General features: G+C 69.0%; 15 protein-coding genes and 1 pseudogene. 13 read left to right on the top strand and 3 right to left on the bottom strand.

Features of this window, described 5'->3' with window-relative positions; all coding sequences use genetic code 11:
* Nucleotides 1-163: 163 nt before the first annotated feature.
* Nucleotides 164-868 carry a FadR/GntR family transcriptional regulator gene (locus tag HC028_RS13615; RefSeq protein ID WP_168077157.1) on the bottom strand — a complete coding sequence of 235 codons (705 nt, stop codon included), beginning with the start codon at nucleotides 866-868 and terminating at the stop codon, nucleotides 164-166.
* Between the two features lie 504 nt (nucleotides 869-1,372).
* Between HC028_RS13615 and HC028_RS13610 the strand changes: the two genes are divergently transcribed.
* The 12 genes from HC028_RS13610 (at nucleotide 1,373) to HC028_RS13550 (ending at nucleotide 15,802) form a co-directional block, all read left to right on the top strand.
* Complete coding sequence (locus HC028_RS13610) at nucleotides 1,373-2,068, top strand: class II glutamine amidotransferase domain-containing protein (RefSeq protein WP_168077155.1); 696 nt, start codon at nucleotides 1,373-1,375, stop codon at nucleotides 2,066-2,068.
* Entirely contained in the window at nucleotides 2,056-2,754 is a 699-nt protein-coding gene (locus tag HC028_RS13605; RefSeq protein ID WP_168077153.1) for a GltB/FmdC/FwdC-like GXGXG domain-containing protein, read from the top strand. Before HC028_RS13610 ends, HC028_RS13605 begins: the two co-directional genes overlap by 13 nt.
* Nucleotides 2,754-4,157: an FMN-binding glutamate synthase family protein gene (locus tag HC028_RS13600; protein ID WP_168077151.1), complete on the top strand. Its 1,404-nt coding sequence runs from the start codon at nucleotides 2,754-2,756 to the stop codon at nucleotides 4,155-4,157. The genes HC028_RS13605 and HC028_RS13600 overlap by 1 nt, the downstream gene beginning before the upstream one ends.
* Nucleotides 4,158-4,200: 43 nt before the next feature.
* Nucleotides 4,201-5,568: a type III glutamate--ammonia ligase gene (glnT, locus tag HC028_RS13595; RefSeq protein ID WP_168077149.1), complete on the top strand. Its 1,368-nt coding sequence runs from the start codon at nucleotides 4,201-4,203 to the stop codon at nucleotides 5,566-5,568.
* Nucleotides 5,569-5,821: 253 nt separating this feature from the next.
* Nucleotides 5,822-7,123 (top strand): sarcosine oxidase subunit beta family protein, encoded by a 1,302-nt coding sequence (locus tag HC028_RS13590; RefSeq protein ID WP_168077147.1) that lies wholly within the window; start codon nucleotides 5,822-5,824, stop codon nucleotides 7,121-7,123.
* A 51-nt stretch (nucleotides 7,124-7,174) separates the two neighbouring features.
* A complete protein-coding gene (locus HC028_RS13585) occupies nucleotides 7,175-7,426 on the top strand; it encodes a sarcosine oxidase subunit delta (RefSeq protein WP_168077145.1) in 252 nt (83 codons plus the stop codon).
* Complete coding sequence (locus tag HC028_RS13580; protein WP_168077144.1) at nucleotides 7,423-10,986, top strand: 2Fe-2S iron-sulfur cluster-binding protein; 3,564 nt, start codon at nucleotides 7,423-7,425, stop codon at nucleotides 10,984-10,986. The genes HC028_RS13585 and HC028_RS13580 overlap by 4 nt, the downstream gene beginning before the upstream one ends.
* Complete coding sequence (locus HC028_RS13575) at nucleotides 10,934-12,697, top strand: formate--tetrahydrofolate ligase (protein ID WP_203981425.1); 1,764 nt, start codon at nucleotides 10,934-10,936, stop codon at nucleotides 12,695-12,697. The genes HC028_RS13580 and HC028_RS13575 overlap by 53 nt, the downstream gene beginning before the upstream one ends.
* Nucleotides 12,694-13,269 (top strand): cyclodeaminase/cyclohydrolase family protein, encoded by a 576-nt coding sequence (locus tag HC028_RS13570; protein WP_168077143.1) that lies wholly within the window; start codon nucleotides 12,694-12,696, stop codon nucleotides 13,267-13,269. Before HC028_RS13575 ends, HC028_RS13570 begins: the two co-directional genes overlap by 4 nt.
* Nucleotides 13,266-14,243 carry a bifunctional 5,10-methylenetetrahydrofolate dehydrogenase/5,10-methenyltetrahydrofolate cyclohydrolase gene (locus tag HC028_RS13565; RefSeq protein WP_168077142.1) on the top strand — a complete coding sequence of 326 codons (978 nt, stop codon included), beginning with the start codon at nucleotides 13,266-13,268 and terminating at the stop codon, nucleotides 14,241-14,243. Before HC028_RS13570 ends, HC028_RS13565 begins: the two co-directional genes overlap by 4 nt.
* 315 nt (nucleotides 14,244-14,558) lie before the next feature.
* Nucleotides 14,559-15,443: a mechanosensitive ion channel family protein gene (locus HC028_RS13555; protein WP_168077141.1), complete on the top strand. Its 885-nt coding sequence runs from the start codon at nucleotides 14,559-14,561 to the stop codon at nucleotides 15,441-15,443.
* Nucleotides 15,443-15,802 carry an Rv3103c transmembrane domain-containing protein gene (locus HC028_RS13550; RefSeq protein WP_168077140.1) on the top strand — a complete coding sequence of 120 codons (360 nt, stop codon included), beginning with the start codon at nucleotides 15,443-15,445 and terminating at the stop codon, nucleotides 15,800-15,802. Before HC028_RS13555 ends, HC028_RS13550 begins: the two co-directional genes overlap by 1 nt.
* A gap of 164 nt (nucleotides 15,803-15,966) precedes the next feature.
* On the opposite strand, the gene HC028_RS13545 is transcribed toward HC028_RS13550, so the two are convergent.
* Both HC028_RS13545 and HC028_RS13540 read right to left on the bottom strand, forming a co-directional pair.
* Nucleotides 15,967-16,752 carry a universal stress protein gene (locus HC028_RS13545; RefSeq protein ID WP_168077139.1) on the bottom strand — a complete coding sequence of 262 codons (786 nt, stop codon included), beginning with the start codon at nucleotides 16,750-16,752 and terminating at the stop codon, nucleotides 15,967-15,969.
* Nucleotides 16,749-18,620 (bottom strand): glycoside hydrolase family 65 protein, encoded by a 1,872-nt coding sequence (locus HC028_RS13540; protein WP_168077138.1) that lies wholly within the window; start codon nucleotides 18,618-18,620, stop codon nucleotides 16,749-16,751. Before HC028_RS13540 ends, HC028_RS13545 begins: the two co-directional genes overlap by 4 nt.
* Nucleotides 18,621-18,959: 339 nt before the next feature.
* On the opposite strand from HC028_RS13540, the pseudogene HC028_RS13535 reads away from it, so the two are divergent.
* Nucleotides 18,960-19,313, top strand: a pseudogene (locus tag HC028_RS13535) (PIN domain-containing protein); the annotation flags it as partial.
* Nucleotides 19,314-19,513 lie beyond the last annotated feature (200 nt).

Genomic DNA, 19,513 nt, shown 5'->3' with positions numbered 1-19,513 from the left:
CCCAGAGGCCACTGTGGACCGCTGCTATGGGCGTCGGCATGACCGGACCCCCCTCGTCCCGGCGCAAGCAGCCGGAACCGGGCACGGATGGCCGGCCGGACGGCTGCGGTCGACTCCGGCCGCTGGGCCAGGCCCGCGCCGGCCGCCTACCACGAATTGAAGATCAGGCCGAGTCGTCGCGGCCGAAGACGATCTCGCGCAACTGGAGACGGGTGCGCTCGATGTGTGTGCGCATCAGCGATTCGGCGGCGTCCGGGTCGCCCTCGCGGATGGCGACGTAGATCGCTTGATGGTCCTGCCGGCTCTGCTCGACCGGCCCTTCGTGCATCAGGAAGTCGTGCGGGGTGAACAGCTCCCCACGGGCCGAATGGATGGCGGTCTGCAGTCGGGCGTTACCCGCAGATCGGGCCAGCGCGTCGTGAAACCGCGAATCGGCCTGGCGGAAGGCGGCCACACCCCTGCCGCGTCCGAGGCTCTTGATCGCAGCGCGCAGTGCCGCCAGGTCGGATTGAGTGCGACGGGCCGCGGCCAACCGTGCGGTGTGGGCCTCCAGCGCGATGCGATAGTCGATGATGTCGTCGAACTCACCGACCTGCTCGCGCATCCGGGCACGCCAGGTCTCAACCGGACGCTGCAACTCGGTCACGAAGGTCCCACCGCCGGCGCCGCGCCTGGCCTCGACGTAGCCGTCGTCCTGCAGGATCTTGATCGCGTCCCGCAGGCTCATCCGGGCGACCCCGAGCTGCTCGGCGAGCACACGTTCCGGAGGTAGCCGGTCCCCCGGGCCCACCTCGCCGCGGTGAATGAGGCTGCGAAGGTGCTCAGCGACTCCCTGCGTCAAGGTTATCGACGCGACCACCCGACTCATACCTGGCGAGCCTACCTCTGATTTCACGACCACACGGGTACGCAGCGATGGATGCCGATCGACAATAGCTCGCCGAAGCAAAGGTACAGGGTTCAGATCTTATACCTTCACTCCCCCATAACCAGATCAGCCCACCCGCGACCCACGCGCCGGACCCCACCGCCCGCGGGGCTCCAGCTCGTGCCGCAGTGGCACATCACGACGAGGCGAAATTCCGCGCTGCCGCGCTCGCCACCAACTGTCCCGGCCGTAGCGGCGCACGAGCCTCGAGGAAGCCCCGGACTGCCGCTTCATCGGACGGGAAGTCCGGAACTCCTTATGTACCAACGGTCCTGACGCTGTTCGTCGGCCTGTCCCCCGGCTCACCATCCCACGTGCCACCGACAGACCGATGGTCCTCGATCAACCCTTGACAGGAATTTGGTGAGCGTGGTCACATGGGCCGAAGGCCCTAGGTATAGACCCTAGACCTTACGCCCATTCGCGCCACACGAGGAGTGGTATATGTGCGGGATCGTCGGCCTTCACCTCAAGAATCCCGAGCTCTATCCCCGGCTGGGTGAACTGCTCGCCTCGATGCTCGACTGCATGACGAGCAGAGGCCCCGACTCCGCCGGGCTCGCGCTCTACGGCGACGACGCGGACCACCAGCCCCGGATGGAGATCTTCAAGGACGTCGGCCTGCCCCGGGAGATCTGCGAGCGGTACGGGGTGGCAAAGCGGTCCGGCTACCAGGGTATCGGGCACACCCGGATGGCGACCGAGTCCGCGGTCACGACCGAGCATTCGCACCCGTTCGCGCCGGCCGAGAACATGGCGCTGGTGCACAACGGCTCGTTCTCCAACCACGCGTCGGTGCGCCGGCGGCTCGAGAGCGACGGGATTCGCTTCGTCACCGACAACGACTCGGAGGTGGCCGCCCGCTACATCGCACACCAGGTGGGTCACGGCGCGGACCTGGGTGACGCGCTGCGGATGGTGCTCAAGGAGATGGACGGGTTCTTCACCCTGCTCGTCACGACGGCGACGCAGTTCGCCGTGATGCGCGACTCGTTCGCCTGCAAGCCCGCGGTGATCGCGGAGACCACCGACTACGTGGCGATGGCGTCGGAGTACCACGCGCTCGCCAGCCTGCCGGGCATCGGCAGCGCGACCGTGTTCGAACCGGCCCCGGAGGAGGTCTACACGTGGACACGCTGAACGCCGGCGGCGTGCGGCTGAGCTGTGCCGACCTGACAACCCGCGAGATCAACGCCGCGCTCGCGGAGTTGCCCGACGGCGCCGAGGCGCGCATCGAGGAGCCGTGGGGCAGGCACAACCTCGCGGTCGGCCTGACCAACCGGATCACCATCGACATCGACGGCAACGCCGGTTACTTCATCGGCGGCCTGTGCGACGGACCCGACATCACCGTCGACGGGTTCGTCGGATGGTCTGTCGGCGAGAACCTCATGAGCGGTTCCGTGCGCGTACGGGGAAACGTCTCGGAGTGCGCGGGCGCATCGGCGCACGGCGGCACGATCATCATCCACGGTGACGCGTCCTCGCGGGCGGGGATCTCGCTGAAGGGCGGGACGGTACTCGTCGGCGGCGATGTCGGCCACATGAGCGGGTTCATGGCGCAGGCCGGGACCATGCTCGTCGGCGGCGATGCCGGGCACGCGCTCGGGGATTCGCTGTACGAGGCCGTGATCTACGTGGCAGGGAAGATCGCTTCCCTTGGGTCCGACGCAAAGGTCGAGAACCTCACCGACAGTGACGTGCTCAGGGTCAAACAGCTGATCGACCTCGCCGGTTTCGACCACATCGACCCCCAGAACGTCAAGCGGGTGGCCTCTGCCCGTCAGCTGTACAACTTCGACGCGCTGAAGGACCAGAAGTACTGATGACTGAGACACTCCCCAGCTCGCTGCCGCTCGCCGAGTCCACACCCGCGCCAGCTCTGCCCGCCGACGCCCGACGCCGCAGCCACACCTTCCCGCCGGAGGTGGTCGCGCAGATCCAGCGCATGGCGGACGAGGGTCATTACGAGATCCGTGGCTGGGGCGCCAAACGGCACCTGCCCACCTTCGACGACCTGGTGTTTCTCACCGCCTCGGTGTCGCGGTATCCCCTGGAAGGGTATCGGGAGAAGTGCGAGACCAAGACCGTGCTCGGCACCCGGTACGCGAGCAAACCGATCGAGCTGGACATACCGATCACCATCGCGGGGATGAGTTTCGGGGCGCTGTCCGCCTCGGCCAAGGCCGCGCTCGGTCGGGCGGCAAGCGCCGTCGGAACCTCCACGACCACCGGCGACGGCGGGATGACCGAGGAGGAGCGCGCCGCGTCGAAACTCCTCGTCTACCAGTGCCTGCCGTCCCGGTACGGCTTCAACCCCAAGCATCTGCGGATGGCCGACGCGATCGAGGTCGTCATCGGGCAGGGCGCCAAGCCAGGCGGCGGCGGCATGCTGCTCGGCCAGAAGGTAAGCCAGCGCGTCGCCGACATGCGCACACTGCCACCCGGCATCGACCAACGGTCCGCGTCCCGCCACCCGGACTGGGTGGGGCCCGACGATCTGCGAATCAAGATCGAGGAGCTGCGGGAGGCGACCGGGTGGGAGAAGCCGGTATACGTGAAACTCGGCGCGACCAGGGTCGCCAATGACGTCAAGCTCGCGGTGGCGGCCGGCGCCGATGTCGTCGTCGTCGACGGAATGCAGGGCGGCACCGGCGCCACCCAGGACGTGTTCATCGAGCACGCGGGCATCCCGACGCTGGCCGCGGTACGGCTGGCCGCCGAGGCGCTACGCGAGATCGACATGGCCGATCAGGTCCAGTTGATCGTCTCGGGAGGCATCCGCAACGGCGCGGACGCGGCGAAGGCGCTCGCGCTGGGAGCCACCGCGGTGTCGATGGGCGTCGGGCCACTCATCGCGCTCGGCTGCAACAGCCGCACCTACCTGCAGGACGGCGTCGAGCACGACGCCACCGCCGACTACCGGGCGCTGGGAACGGAACCTGGCTACTGCCACCACATGCACACGGGCATGTGCCCGGTCGGCATCTCCACCCAGGATCCCAGGCTGGAGGCCCGGCTGGATCCCGAGTGGGGTACGCGTCGCGTGATCAACTACCTCAAGTCGGTGACCATGGAGCTCACCACTCTGGCACGGGCCTGCGGTAAGTCCAATGTGCACAACCTCGAGCCGGAAGACCTCGTGGCCCTCACCATCGAGGCCGCCGCCATGGCGGGGGTTCCCCTGGCCGGCACCAACTGGGTTCCCGGCAGCAGCGACTGCCGATGAGTCACACCGATCCGTCCCTGATCCGCCCCCTCAAGGAGAAGGCATGACTGGCACCAGTGACGCACGCGGCGAGTTGAAGGCCCGAGCCGAGGCCGACGGTATCGAGTTCTTCCTGGCCATGTTCGTTGACATGCACGGCAAGCCCTGCGCCAAGGCCGTACCGATGTCGAGCTTCGACCTGCTCATGGACGGTGGCGCCGGCTTCGCCGGCTTCGCCGCGGGCGACCTCGGTCAGTCCCCGTCCGACCCGGACATCACCGCGGTGCCCGACCCCGCGTCATACACCCGCCTGCCCTGGAAGCCCGGCGTGGCCGTGCTGCACTGCGATCCGTACGTGAACGGAGAACCCTGGCCGTACGGTCCGCGGGTCATCCTCAAGCGCCAGCTCGACGCGCTCGCCAAGGAACGCGGCTGGAAACTCATGACCGGCGTGGAAGCGGAGTACTCCCTGCTGCGCCGCGGTCCGGACGGCAAGCTCGGGTTCGCCGATCCGTTGGATTCCTCGGACAAACCCTGCTACGAGGCCAAGGGCCTGACGCGCATGTGGGACTTCCTGTCCAAGCTCTCGTCCTGCATGAACCAACTCGGCTGGGGCAACTACGCCAACGATCACGAAGACGGCAACGGCCAGTTCGAGAGCAACTTCGTCTACTCCGATGCGGTGACCACGGCGGACCGCACCATCTTCTTCCGTTACATGGTGCACATGCTGGCCCACGAAGCCGGCATGACCGCGACCTTCATGCCGAAGCCGTTCAGCTCGATCACCGGCAACGGCCTGCATATGCACCAGAGCCTGTGGACGCTTCAGGGCGACCCGCTGTTCGTCGACGACACCGACGGCCGCGGTCTGGGCCTGTCCAAGACCGCCTACCACTACATCGGCGGCCTCATCGAGCACGGGCGGGCGACCGCAGGTCTGATCTGCCCGACGGTGAACTCCTACAAGCGCATCGGCGTGGGCAAACCCAGCTCGGGGTCGACGTGGGCGCCCGCCTACGTGGCATACGGCGGGAACAACCGCACGCTCATGCTCCGGATCCCCGAGGGTGGCCGGGTCGAGCACCGCGGGGTGGACGGGTCGGCGAACCCCTACCTGGCTTCCATCGCGCTGCTGGCCGCCGGGCTGGACGGGGTCAACCGGGAACTCGAACCCGGCGAACCGGTGCGCGACAACCTGTTCGAACTGTCACCGGCGGAGATCGCGGGGCGGAGCATCGTGCACCTGCCCAAGACTCTCGACAGCGCGATCACCGAACTCGTCGCGGACCCGGTCCTGCGCGCGGCGCTCGGGAAGGTGCCCAACGGCGACTACATCGACTACTACGCCGAGGTGAAGCGGGCCGAGTTCGACGCCTATCACGCGGCTGTGTCGGACTGGGAGATCAAGCGCTACCTCACCCTCGTCTGAATCAGACATGCCCGGGGCGACGGCAGACCAGTGGCCAATGCGTCGGGTGTTTCACCTGAGGAATAGCTATTAACTGATCCGCGAGCGGTCCAGTCACGGGCAATACAACCTTCCTGTCACGTCGCTGACCCGGCCGGAAGGCGGGGTTACGCCGCCCCAAGGCGTTCACTCTCATGAAACGAAGTTGATTGTCAGGGTTGCTCACGGTCAGCGACAGCCGCAGGCTCCGCGGTACTGGATTAGGAGGAACGACGTGGCGAACGGCAACAACGGCCCGGTCAACGGCCATCGCCAACGCAAGAACAAGCCACCGCGCTACTCGGCATTCAGCCTCTTTCGACACGGCCTGTCGCACTCGGACTGGCCCCGGGTCTGGCGCACCCACCCGCTCAAACAGAGCTACGACGTAGTGATCATCGGTGGCGGCATACACGGCCTCGCCACCGCGTACTACCTCGCCACCAACCACGGCATCCGCGACGTCGCGGTGCTGGACAAGGGGTACCTGGGCGGTGGCGGATCCGGACGCAACACCGCGATCCTGCGGTCGAACTACCTGACTCCCGAGGGCGTCCGGTTCTACGACCGGTCCCTGCAGCTCTACCAGCACCTGGCCGCGGACCTGAACTTCAACGTGATGTTCTCCCAGCGTGGCCACCTGACGCTCGCGCACAACGACTCCTCACTGCGCACCATGCGCTGGCGGGCCGAGGTGAACAAGCTGCAGGGTGTCGACTCGGAGGTCATCGACCCCACCGAAATCAAGAAGCTCGTGCCGTTCCTGGATACCTCCGAGAACGTCCGCTACCCGATTCTCGGCGCTCTCTACCACCCGCCCGGTGGGATCATCCGGCACGACGCCGTCGTGTGGGGATACGCCCGGGCGGCCGACGCGAACGGTGTCCATCTGCACCAGAACACCGAGGTCACCGGCATCGACACGCGCGGCGGCCGGGTCACCGGCGTGCAGACCAGCCGGGGCCGTATCTCGACCCGTGTTGTGGTCAACTGCACCGCCGGCTGGTCGACGCTGATCTCCGACATGGCCGGCGTCGACATGCCGGTCACCACCTCACCGCTGCAGGCGGCCGTCACCGAACCGGTACGGCCGTTCCTCGACACGGTCGTGGTCTCCGGCACCCTGCACGTCTACGTCAGTCAGACCGACCGAGGCGAACTCGTGTTCGGCGCCAGCGTGGATCCGTTCACCTCCTACTCGATGCGCGGTTCGCTGGAGTTCGCCGAGGGCCTCGCCGGGCACGTGCTCGAACTGATGCCCGCGATATCGAAGATGCGCCTGCTCCGCCAGTGGGCCGGGCTGTGCGACATGACGCCGGACTACTCGCCGATCATGGGGCCGACCCCGGTCGAGGGGTTCTATGTCGATGTGGGCTGGGGCACCTACGGCTTCAAGGCGGGTCCGGTGTCGGGTGAGGCCATGGCCGCCTGCATCGCCCATCAGCGCCCACCGAAGATCATCGACGCGTTCGGCCTCGACCGGTTCACCTCAGGACAACTGGTCGGCGAAAAGGGCGCGGCAGCGGTCGGTCACTGAGTCCGGGGTGCCCGTTGCTCAGTCCTGACAAGGAATCCGAGAGGTAACTCCATGATCCAGCTTCCCTGCCCGTGGTGCGGCCCCCGCAATGCCACCGAATTCCACCACCGCGGCGAGGTCACCCCGCGCCCGGAAGTGGCCTCCGTAACTCCCGAGGAATGGCGGCGCTACCTCTACTTCCGGCGCAACGCATGCGACTGGGTGGAGGAGAGCTGGTACCACGCCGCCGGCTGCCGGCGCTTCTTCAAAGTACGCCGACACACCAGCACTAACGAAATCGTCCAGGCAGGAAGAGTGCAATGAGCCAGCAGGACACGCACGCCGCCCGTGGCACCGGCCGCATGCGGCTGGGACCTCAGCGAGGCGAGGTCATCGATCGGACCCGTACGCTAAGTTTCGCTTGGAACGGCAGGACCTTCTCCGCTCACCCCGGCGACACCATCATTTCCGCGCTCGCCGCGGCCGGTGAAAGCTGTTTCTCCCGGAGCTTCAAGTACCACCGCCCGCGCGGGCTGCTGACCGCGAGCTTCCACGATCCCGGCTGCATGGTCCAGGTCGACGACGAGCCCAACGTGCGCGGCGCGCACCGGCTCGTCGAGCAGGGCATGCGGGTCAGTTCCCAGGACACCTGGCCCTCGCTGCGCTTCGACGTCAAGGCGACCAACCGGTACGTGGGACGGTTCCTCTCCGCCGGCTTCTACTACAAGACGTTCATGAAGCCCGAATTCCTGTGGCCGGCCTACCAGAAGGTGCTGCGGCGGTTCGTGCACGCGGGCGCGATCTCCCCGAACACCCCCCACGAGTACTACGACAAGCGCTACGCCCATCCCGACGTCCTGATCGCCGGCGGCGGACCCGCCGGCATGGCCGCCGCGGTGGCCGCCGCACGGGCCGGCGCCCGCGTCCTCCTGGTCGAGGAGGAGCACCAGCTAGGCGGGCATCTGCGCTGGGCCGACCCGGCCGCGTTGGTCGATCTGGTCGCGGAGGTACACGCAACCGAGGGCATCGAGGTTCTGACGAACTCAGCGGTGCTCGGTCGCTACGACGACAACTGGATCGCCGTCGTCCAGCGCAACCTGCCCGGTATACCGGAACGGCTGATCAAGGCGCGGGCGCGGACGCTGATCGTCGCCGGTGGGCTGATCGAGCGTCCCTACGTCTTCGCCGGCAACGACACCCCGGGCGTGATGCTGTCGACGGCGGCGCGCAGGTTGATCAACCTGTACGCGGTCAAACCCGGCAACCGCGCGGTGGTCCTGACCGCCAACGACTCGGGCGACGCCGCGGTGAGTGACCTGCAGCGCGCCGGCGTCGAGGTCGTGCACGTCGCCGACGCGCGCGCGGGGGGAGACATCCTCCGGGTGCACGGGCGGCAGCGCGTGACGGCCGTCGAACTGGCCGACGGCCGCAGGATCAAGGCGGATCTGCTCGTAACGGCGACCGGGTGGACGGCGCCGACCTCCCTGCTCAACATGGCGGGCGATGTGCCGGTGTACAACCCGCGCGCGGCCCGTTTCCTGCCCGGTGGCAAGGCCGGCGGGAGCGTCCTGGCGGTCGGCGGGATCGCCGGCGACGGCACCCTGGACCAGCTGTGCGAGCACGCGGCCACCGTGGGCGCCGAGGCCGCGCGGCGCGCCGCGACGCGCCGGTACATCCAGCTCCAAGCCGTGCCCACCCGCAACGGCCACGCGCCCGCCGAGCCCAGCGGCGAGGAGACGACGATTCCCGAACTGCCGGTGGCCGAACACCCCGAACTGTGCCGCGGCAAGACGCACGGGATCGTGGACTACTCCGAGGACGTCTCGTCCAAGGACCTGTTCATGGCGGTGCGGGAAGGCTACGACTCGGCCGAACTCGCCAAGCGGTACACCACGGCCACGATGGGACCGCTTCAGGGCAAGCTCGAGACGATCAACGCGATCGCGGTCATCGCCGAGGCCACGAGTCGTACCATCGCCGAAACCGGAACGACCACCTGGCGGCCGATGTACGTGCCGGTCACCCTGGGGGCGCTCGCCGGGCGCATCTTCGAACCGGTGCGCCACTCGCCGATGCAGCCATGGCATGTCAAGAACAACGCCAAGCCACTGATCGCCGGTCAGTGGATCCGGCCCGACCACTACGGCGATCCGGCGGCCGAGGTTCGCGCCGTCCGCAACGGTGTCGGCATCATCGACGTCACCCCGATCGGCAAGCTCGACCTGCGCGGGCCGGACGTGCCGAAACTGCTCAACCTGCTGTACGTCAACAAGTGGTCCAACCTGGGCATCGGGCGCGTCCGCTACGGCGTGATGTGCGCCGAGGACGGCGTGGTGTTCGACGACGGCGTCACCGGACGGCTGGGTGCGGACCACTACCTGATGAGCACCACGTCGTCGGGCGCCGCAGCGGTCTGGGAGTGGGTCGAGAACTGGCTGCAAACCGAGCACCCCGAGTGGCAGGTGCACGTCACCCCCATGACCACCGCCTACGCCAGCATCAACGTGGCCGGACCGCAGTCGCGCGAACTGGTCGGCAGGCTCACCGAAGGGGTCGACCTGTCCCCCGAATCCTTCGGCTACATGAATGTGCGCACCGGCCGAGTGGCAGGCGTCGACGACTGCGTGTTGTGGCGCATCGGGTTCACCGGCGAGCTCTCGTACGAGCTGCACGTGCCGGCCTCGTACGGCCTGCACGTCTGGGAGGCGTTGCTGGAGCACGGCAAGGATCTCGGTGTCCAGCCGTTCGGCATGGAGGCCCAGCGCATCCTCCGCCTGGAGAAGGGGCACCTGATCGTCGGGCAGGACACCGACGGGCTGACCAAGGCCTACAGCGCCGGCCTGGACTGGGCCGTGAAGCTCGACAAGGACGACTTCGTCGGCAAACCCGAGCTGGCGTGGCAGAAGGAACGGGGCGACGGGATCCGTCTGGTCGGCGTGCAGCCGGTCGACGGCCGGATCGTGCCACCCGAGGCGAGCCAGATCATCACATCACGCGGAAAGATCGTCGGACGCATCACCTCGAGCCGCATGTCGCCAACCCTCAACCGGTCGATCTGTCTGGCTCAGGTGGACGCCGCACTCGCCGCCCCGGGCACCGACGTGACCGTCCGGCTCCCCGACGGCCGGGACATCACCGCCCGGGTGATGCCGCAGCTGGCCCACGTGGACCCGGAGGGCAAACGCCAGGAGATCGACGGCCGGGCCTCGGGTCTGCGGCCGCATGCCGCCCCTGTCGCCCGGAGCCCGATCTCACCAGGCGACGCGGTCACCAGGATCGCCGACTGGACCGTGAACGCACGGCCCAGTCACGCCGCCCTGACCATCGCTGATTACACGCCGCTGGCCAAGATCGGCGTCCGCGGGCGCCACGACGGTGCGCTTGCCGGCGCGTTGGGCACCCGATTCGGTCGCGCACAGCGTCTCGCGTCCGGGAACGGCCGGCGCGGCGACAGCGACAGCGACAGCAATCTGGTGATCGGCTCGGGCCCCGGCGAATGGCTGGTGCTCGGTGATCCCGGCAGCCAGGACAAGCTGCTGACCGGGGTACGGAGCGTGGCCGAGGAGACCGGTGAGTTCGCTTCGGCCATCGACCTGACACACGGGCGCGCCATGATCCGGCTCGCCGGCGAGCGCTGTGCCGATCTGCTGGCCAAGGTCTGCGGTATCGACCTCTCCGACGAGTTCACTCCGGACGGGGCCGCGTTCCGCACGTCCGTAGCCAAGCTGGTGACCGATGTGGTGCGCATCGATCAAGACGGAGTGCGCGGCTACATCCTGCACTGCGAACGCTCGTCCGGCCAGTACCTCTTCGACTCCCTCCTAGACGCGGGTGCCGGGTTCGGCATTGAAATCGACGGCTTCCCCACATCAGTGGCCCTCTGAGAGGAGACCCCTCATGGCTTTCCCTTCTGACCTGGAAATCGCCCGCGGCGCCTCGCTCAAACCGCTCGACGACATCGCCTCCGAAATGGGCCTGCCCGCCCACCATCTCGAGCCCTACGGCCGTAACGTGATGAAGATCGGGCTGGACGCGATCGAAGAACTCGCCGATCGACCCAAGGCCAAGTACGTCGTGGTCAGTGCCATCACCCCGACTCCCCTGGGCGAGGGCAAGACCACCACGACGGTCGGGCTCAGCCAGGGCTTCAAGCACATCGGCAAGCGGGCGACGGTGGCCATCCGGCAGCCCTCCATGGGGCCGACCTTCGGCATCAAGGGCGGCGCCGCCGGCGGCGGGTACAGCCAGGTGGTGCCGATGGAGCTGCTCAACCTACACCTCACCGGCGACATGCACGCCGTGACCGCAGCGCACAACCTGCTGGCCGCGGTCATCGACAACCACCTCTACCAGGGCAACGAACTCAATCTCGACCAGCACAACATCACCTGGCGCCGCGTCCTCGACGTCAACGACCGAGCACTGCGCAACATCGTGGTCGGGCTGGGTGGCGGCATGGACGGGGTCCCGAGGCAGACCGGCTTCGACATCACCGCCGCGTCCGAGGTCATGGCCGTCCTCGCGCTGACCACCTCCCTGGAAGACATGCGCGAGCGGCTCGGCAGAATCGTGGTCGGCTACAACAAGGACGGCGAGCCGGTCACCGCGGAACAGCTGGAGACGGCCGGCTCGATGGCCGTGTTGCTCCGCGAGGCGATCAAGCCGAACCTGTTGCAGACGCTGGAGAACACGCCGGTACTCGTCCACGCCGGACCGTTCGGCAACATCGCCACCGGCAACTCCTCCGTGGTGGCCGACCTCATCGGCATCCGGTCCGGTGACTTCCTCATCACCGAAGCAGGCTTCGGCGCCGACATGGGCGCCGAACGCTTCTTCAACATCAAGTGCCGCACCTCGGGGCTCTCCCCCGACGCCGCGGTCGTCGTGGCGACCGTGCGGGCACTCAAGGCGCACTCGGGCAAGTACCGGATCGTCGCCGGCAAGCCGCTCCCCCCTGAACTGCTGCGGGAAAACCCCGCTGACGTGGCGGCGGGAGCAGCCAATCTGCGCAAGCAGATCGAGAACATCCGGCTGCACGGCGTCTCGCCCGTGGTGGCAATCAACGCTTTCCCGGACGATTTCGCCTCCGAGCACGACGCCATCCGGCAGATCGCCGAAGAGATGGGCGCCCGGGCCGCGGTGTGCACCAACTTCGCCCAGGGTGGCAAGGGCGCTGCGGAGCTCGCCGAAGCGGTCGCGGAGGCCGCGGTGGAGCCTTCGAAGTTCCAGGTGCTCTACCCGGATGGGGCCAGCCTCAAGCAAAAGATTGAGACGGTTGCCAGGAAGGTCTACGGCGCCGACGGCGTGCATTACTCCCCGCAGTCGCAGCGACAACTGGAAACCTATGAACGCGCCGGCTTCGGCACGCTGCCCGTGTGTATTGCCAAGACCCACCTGTCGATCTCGTCCGACCCTACGCTCAAGGGCGCACCCACTGGCTGGACCTTGCCAGTACGTGAAGTCCGCGCCTCTGTCGGCGCGGGATTCGTCTATCCGATCTGCGGGGACATGCGCACGATGCCGGGGCTCGGCAGCGCTCCCGCCGCCACGCGCATCGACCTCGACGAGCACGGCGACATCGTCGGGCTCTCATGACCGATGCCGTGCCCGACCGTACGGTCCGGCAGTTCCTGGACGCGCTCGCCGCCCGTACCAGCGCGCCTGCCGCAGGTGCGGGCGCGGCGCTGACCGTCGGCGCGGCCGCCGCGTTGGTCGCCATGGCAGCCCGGTTCACCGAGAGTCCGCTCAGCGGGCTGGCCGAGCGGGCGGACCGCCTCCGCGAGGAGGTGCTCCTGCTCGCCGACGCGGACGGCGAAGCTTACGTCGCCGCGCTGGCCGCGCTCCGGCTGCCTCGGCAGCAGCCGGAGCGACAGCAACGCATCACCACCGCGATGCAGGCGGCCACCGAGGTGCCGTTGGCGATCGCCAGGGCCGGTTCCGAGATCGCCACGATGGCGGCCAAGTTGGCCAGCGAGGGAAACCCCAACCTGGTCGGCGATGCGCAAGCGGCAGCCCTGCTGGCGGAGGGCGCGGTCAACGCGGCGGTGCGGATCGTTCAGCTCAACCAGAAAATCGGCGGGCTCGACGGAACCTGGACCGACCAGGCCGATGCCTGCCTGCGCATGGCGAGCGACGCGACGAGGACATCTGCGGGGAGGGCGCCATGAGCGCACACGTGCTCGACGGCCGGCGGTACGCCAAGGAGCTGCGCGAGGCCTTGCTGGCCGACGTGCGCGAACTGGCCGAGCACGCAACCCGCCCAGGGCTGGCGACCGTCGTGGCCGGAGACAGCTACCCCGCACACGCTTACGAGCGTCGGGTACGCACACTCGCCCGTCAGCTCGGCATTCACTACGTCTGTGAGGAATTGCCCGCCGACGTCGCGGAGGCGGACGCGATCGCCGTCGTCGGCAAGCTGGGCGCCGACCCACGCGTCTCCGGAATCCTGATCCTCCGCCCCTTGCCGCCGCAGGTGTCCGAGGCCGCGCTGTACCGCGCGCTCGATCCACTCAAGGACATCGAGGCGGTCCATCCGGTGAACGCCGGACTCCTCGCACTCGGCAGGCCCCGGTTTGTTCCGTCGACCCCGGCCTCCGTGTTCCATCTGCTCGATCGCTACCTCGTCGAGTCCGGCCGGGATCCGGCTGCGGTGTACCAGCGCAGCAACGTCGTGGTGGTCGGCCGGTCGGCCAACGTGGGGAAGCCTGCGATCACGCTCGGCATGGAACGCGGTGCGACGGTGATCTCCTGCGACGCGCACAGCTACTCGTCGGGACTGCTCTACGAGCACACGAAACGAGCCGATGTGCTCATCGTCGCCACTGGCGTGGCCGGGCTGATCTCCGCCGAGCACGTCAAGGACGGCGTGATCGCGATCGACGTGGGGATCAACCCGGTGGTCAATCCGAACGGCGAAACGGTCCGGCTGGTGGGAGACCTGGACTTCTCCTCGGTCGTCACGAGGGCGGAAGCCGTGACGCCGGTACCCGGAGGTGTCGGGCCGATCACCGATGTATGGCTGCTCCGGAACACCGTCACCGCCGCGCGGCGCGCCCTGAGCATGGCGATAACCCGGCCGTTGCTGGAAGGGTTGAATCTGCTCACCGCATACGAGCCGATGGCGAGCAGCGCAGGTCGGTAAGGAGAAGACCGCGGTTCACCCCCAGCGATCGGGCGTTCCTGGCGGCGCTGCTGCACCGGCTGCGCTGCTGCACCGGCTGCGCTGCTTCACCGGCTGCGCTGCTTCACCTGCGGCCACGAGTACGACGGCCAGCCGCTCGACCTCTGCCCGTCCTGCGGCGGCAGCGGCCTCGTCGTCGCGGCCGCTGCCGAGGTGGCGGTACTCGCCTGGACCAGGTAGCTGCGGGGAAATGGCGAGGGTGGGGACCGTGACGCTCCTCCCTCTCGCTGCACCTTCCCGTTGAATGCGGTGATCCGCATGGAACGATGATCCGCCATGAGTCACGCCATCGCTCCTCTCACCGACGTCACCTCGTGGCTGCGCAGCAGTGGACTGGAGATCGTGCTCTTCCTGAGCGGCGCGATCCTGCTCGCGCGGTTCGTCCGGTGGTTCGGAGACCTGATCACCCGGCGGATCGACGCCGCTTCGACCGACTCCGGGGGCCTGGTGCGCTCGGAGTCGTCCAAGCACCGCCACGTGCTGACACAGGTGGTCATGTGGGGCGCCGTCGTACTCGTCTACTGCGTCTGCGCGGCGCTCATCCTGCAGCGGCTGGGGATCCCGGTGACCGGCCTGGTAGCGCCGGCCGCCATCGTCGGGGTCGCGCTGGGCTTCGGGGCCCAGCGGATCGTGCAGGACATTCTCGCAGGGACGTTCATCATCGCCGAGCGCCAGTACGGGTTCGGCGACATGATCCGCCTCTCGGCGATCGGCTCGGAGGCCGGCGTCATCGGCACGGTCGAAGAGGTCACCCTGCGCATCACCCGGATGCGCACGGCGAACGGCGAAGTCGTGATCGTACCCAACGGCCTGATCGTGCAGGTGATCAACATGTCGCGGGACTGGGCGCGCGCCGTCATCGACATCCCGGTGCCCAGCACCACCGACATCAACCGCGTCCGGGACGTCCTGCGTCAGGTCGGCGAGGACGCCGTCGGCGACGAGCGGCTGGGACCACTGCTGCTCGGCGCGCCGTCCGTGCTGGGGGTGGAGAGCATCGAGGTGGACAAGCTGCACGTGCGCATCGTGGCTCGGACCCTGCCCGGCAAACAGTTCGAGGTGGGCCGCGAACTTCGCGCGCGGGTGGCGGCCGCGCTGCTGCGGGACGGCGTCGTCGTCGCGGCGGACGTGAACACGGCCAACCCCACCGGAGCGGCGTGATGCCCCAGTACCGGTTGGGTGGCCGCCTGCGCACGTCGACCGCCCTCCTGTCGCTGGTCTTCCTGGCCACGCTGGCGACCTACCTGCTCGTACGTCCGGAGCCCGATTCGGTCACGCGCAAAACCACCTCGGTACCCGCGCAGCCGCTCAGTACGCCCACGACCGCGCCGCCGGCCACCATCCGGCCGCAGCCCCGACCGTCGCAGCCAACCACGCCGGCGGTCACCAGCCTGCCCTCCGCAACCGGGGCACCGCCCCCCGCCAGCGCCTCGCCCAGCGCTCCGGCCCCCTCAGCCGGCCCGGCCAGCCCAGCTGTTCCCAGCGAGAAGCCGTCGCCCTCGGCTGTTCCGTCCCCTTAGGACACCGCTCGGCGCCCTGTCCGGGAAGGGACAGCGCGCCGAATGCTGGGTGATCGGTGCCGCCCGGCTACATCAGCGCCGCCGGCCTGGTGCAGCAGGAGTTCGCCATGACCGGCACCACGCAGCGGACGGTTGAGGATCTACCTTGGGGCCACCCAAGGCGGTCAGCCGGCTGCCCCGGCAACCGTTGTCAAGGCACGCACGGACACCAGCAGGACCGGGACGCTGGACCGTTCAAGGGTCGCGCGGACAACGCGAGCGCGGCCGGGGGTGAACATCTGTGACCAGCCGAGCACGATCAGGTCGCAACCGACCTCACGCGCGACGATCGGAACGAGGTCCTCGCTTCGGCCCAGGCGCGCCTCGAACCGAACGGCGCTGTTACCCCAGGGACAATGGCGGGCCAGGAACTCGCTCGCCCAGATCGCGTGCTCGTGCTGGGGTTGATCGGTGAAGGCGGGCAGCGTCTGCGGTCCGAGGCAATGCAGGACGACGATGTCGATCCCTACCCGTGCGGCGAGTTCGATCAGCGGCCGCGGGGCCAGCGACGTCGCAACGCTGCCCTCCAACGGCGCCAGCACCCGGGTGTACGAAACGTGAGGATCCGCCTGGGGTGGGACGACGAGCACCGGCTTCGTCACCGTGGTCGCCACCGTGACAGCCGTGGCGCCGAGCGGCCGCGGATCGGTCGGGATGCGGCGCGCACCAATGACAAGTACCGCGACCTCGTCAGCCTCCGCCGCCTCGACGAGGCGCGCGACAACGTCTCCGTCGATGACGCGCAGCGGTACGCCGGCGTCTGCCGCCAGACGGCGCGGCACCTCCGAGCCGTCGCACCTGACATGCAGCGCCGTGACCTGGACGCCGAGGAACGCGGCGAGCGCGCGGGCGGCGGCCAGCACCGGCTTGGCGGCCGGGCTGCGGTCGAGCGCCGCGAGTACCTGCCTCATGGTGACGTCACCTCCCACCGGCCGCCTGTCCGCCGGAGCCGCAGCGCGTCGGAGTCGATCTCCACTCCCCGCGGCTCGACGCGCAGCCGGAATGGCACGCCGCGGTAGCGCAAACCGAACTCGAGCGCGTTCCACCGCGGTGGTAGGCGGGGGTCGACGACCAGGCACCGGTGCGTCGCGCGTACGCCGGCGAACCCGAACGCCAGGGCCTGCCACAGCCCGCCCATCGTCGCCAGGTGCAGGCCGCCCGCGGTGGTGCCGGTGAGGTCGTCGAGGTCGATGCGGGTGGCGACCCGCAACCATTCCAGCGCCGGCTCGAAGCGCCCGCCACGGGCCAGCAACGCCGCGTGGATCGCCGGGGACAGTGAACTGCCGTGCGCGGTGCGCGGTTCGTAGAAGTCGAGGTTGACAGGCAGCGAGCCGGGCGCGACCTGATCGGGGACGAGGTGGTGCAGCATGAGCACGTCCGGCTGCTTGAGGACCTGCGTCTGCTTGATCCGTTTGGTTCCCAGCAGCAGGTCGGCGGCGACCGGGCGGGCTGCGAGCTCGGCGATGACGATCGGCTCCAGGCCGAAGAAGCCGGTGAACTGCTCGTACACCCCGGTCCGCGGGTCGTACCCATCGACGAGTGCAGCGGCGATGGCTCGCCAGGTCGTCCGTTCCTCGTCGGCAACGCCGGGCAGCGCCGCTGCCCGGCGCAGGTTCCACCGCGCCATCACGTTGGTGTACGCGTTGTCGTCGACCGGTTCGTGGTACTCGTCCGGGCCGGTCACCGTGTCGATGTGCACGCGCCCGGCGCGGTCGCGGCGGACCCGGGAAGCCCAGTAGCGGGCCGTCTCGACCATCAGTTCACGTCCGGCACCGGCGGCGAAGTCCGCATCACCGGTCCAATCGAGGTAGCAGGCCGCTGCCCATGCCACGTCGGCGACGATGTGCTCCTCCCACTCGCCCGTCCGCACCCGGATGACCTCCCCCGTCGGCAGGCGGGCCGAGGTGGGGGTGACATCACCGCCGGACAGGGCGGACTCCCACGGAAAGCGGGCGCCCGCGCGTCCCCGCCGGATCGCCTCGGCGCGTGCGGCGGGCAGGCGACGGACCCGGTACTCCAGCATCGCCCGGGCTGCGGCCGGGTGGGTGGCGGCGAGGAACGGCAGCACGAAGACATCGCTGTCCCAGAAGACGTGCCCCCGGTACGCCGATCCGGTCAGGCCCCGCGCGCCGACCGCCGCCTCGCCCTGTTCACCGACGGAGGCCATGAGGTGGAACAGCGTGAGGCGGATCGTGCGCTGCAGGTCCGGGTCGCCGTCGACGACGACCTCCGCCTCGCGCCAGCGCCGCGCCCACGCCTCGCGGTGCTCGTGCAGCAGGCGGTCGAACCCCACCTCCTCGGCCGTCACCGCAGCGGCTTCGGCGACGCGCGGGTCCGGATCATAAGCGCCGAACCGCTCGAAGACGGGGCCGAGCCGGTGGTCGCGCAACGCCGTGGTGACGGGCCCGGGCACCGTCATCGCGCCGCCGGGTGGGAGCAGGGCCGGGTCGGCGTACACGCGCATCACGACCGTGCCGGGCCGGGCGAGCGACGAAAACCGCAGTGAGGTGAGCGGCCCATCCTCGTACAGGATCCCGGCGCGCAGGTCGAGTGTCCGGCGGTACGGGCGAATATCGGCCGCACCCGCCAGACGTGACCATGGCGGCAGCCGGGCGAGTTCGGTCGCGGGACCCTCACCTTCGTAGCACCCGGAAAGGAAGACGCCGGGCGTCGTGGCCCGATCACCGACCAACGGGCTGCCACGCGTACCGAGCCGCCCGTCGGCGAGCGTCAGCAGCGACTCGTACATCCGCTCCCGGTGCGGGTCGAACCCCTTCACGGTGATGCTCCACCCCGGCGCGACAGGGACAGCGGGCAGTACAGGCGGGGCCGGCTGGATCCGCACGCCGCGGCGGTGAACGTTCACCTCAGGCAGGCTGGGTGATGCGGGTGAGGGCTGCTCATGATGTCGCGAGCGCGCATCGTCGTCCTCCCGCCGGCCGGGGTAAGACCTCCTACCGTGTCCACGGTGCCCGGCAATGCCCGGTCTCAACCGTCTCGCACGGTCGGGAACGGTCATCGCCTCGGACAAGACCGGAACCCTCACGTCCCTACCGAGCCGTCACGACAGCCGGCCGACGCCAGCAGTATTGCGCACCCGCCGGGGTACAGCCGGAGGGTGTTGGTCCTCGTGGACGCCGCGAACGTGGTCGGATCGATACCGGATGGCTGGTGGCGCGACCCGGCCGGCGCCACCGAGCGGCTGCGCGACGCGCTCGCCGCCGCCGGGCCGCGAGCCGTGCCAGGTGCCCGCGACGACGCCGAGCTGGTCCTCGTCGTCGAAGGCGCTGCCCGTGGTGTCAGGCCCGTTCCCGGGATACGGGTCGTCGCCGCGGAAGGTGAAGGTGACGACGCCATCGTCGAACTGCTCCACCGCGAGGGCACGGGTAGCGACATCGTCGTCACCGCCGACCGCGGCCTACGGGAACGGGTGGAAGCGTTGGGCGCACGCGTGGTCGGCCCTCGAACGCTTCGCCTTCCTGACTACTGGCGAAGCCGCCTGCGGGCGGGTGGACGCCACCGGCGCCGCCGATTGCCGCGCGTTCGCCGCTGGCGGCGCCCACGCCTGCCGCGCGTTCGCCGGTGGCGACGCTCCCGGCGCCGGGCTCGCCGCTAGAGCGAAGCCGGTCAGCGAGCGGATAATGGCTGGTACGGCGAACGCTACGAACATTC

Source organism: Planosporangium flavigriseum (assembly GCF_011947225.1).
GTDB lineage: Bacteria > Actinomycetota > Actinomycetes > Mycobacteriales > Micromonosporaceae > Planosporangium > Planosporangium flavigriseum.
This window is presented reverse-complemented; position numbering and strand designations above follow the sequence as displayed.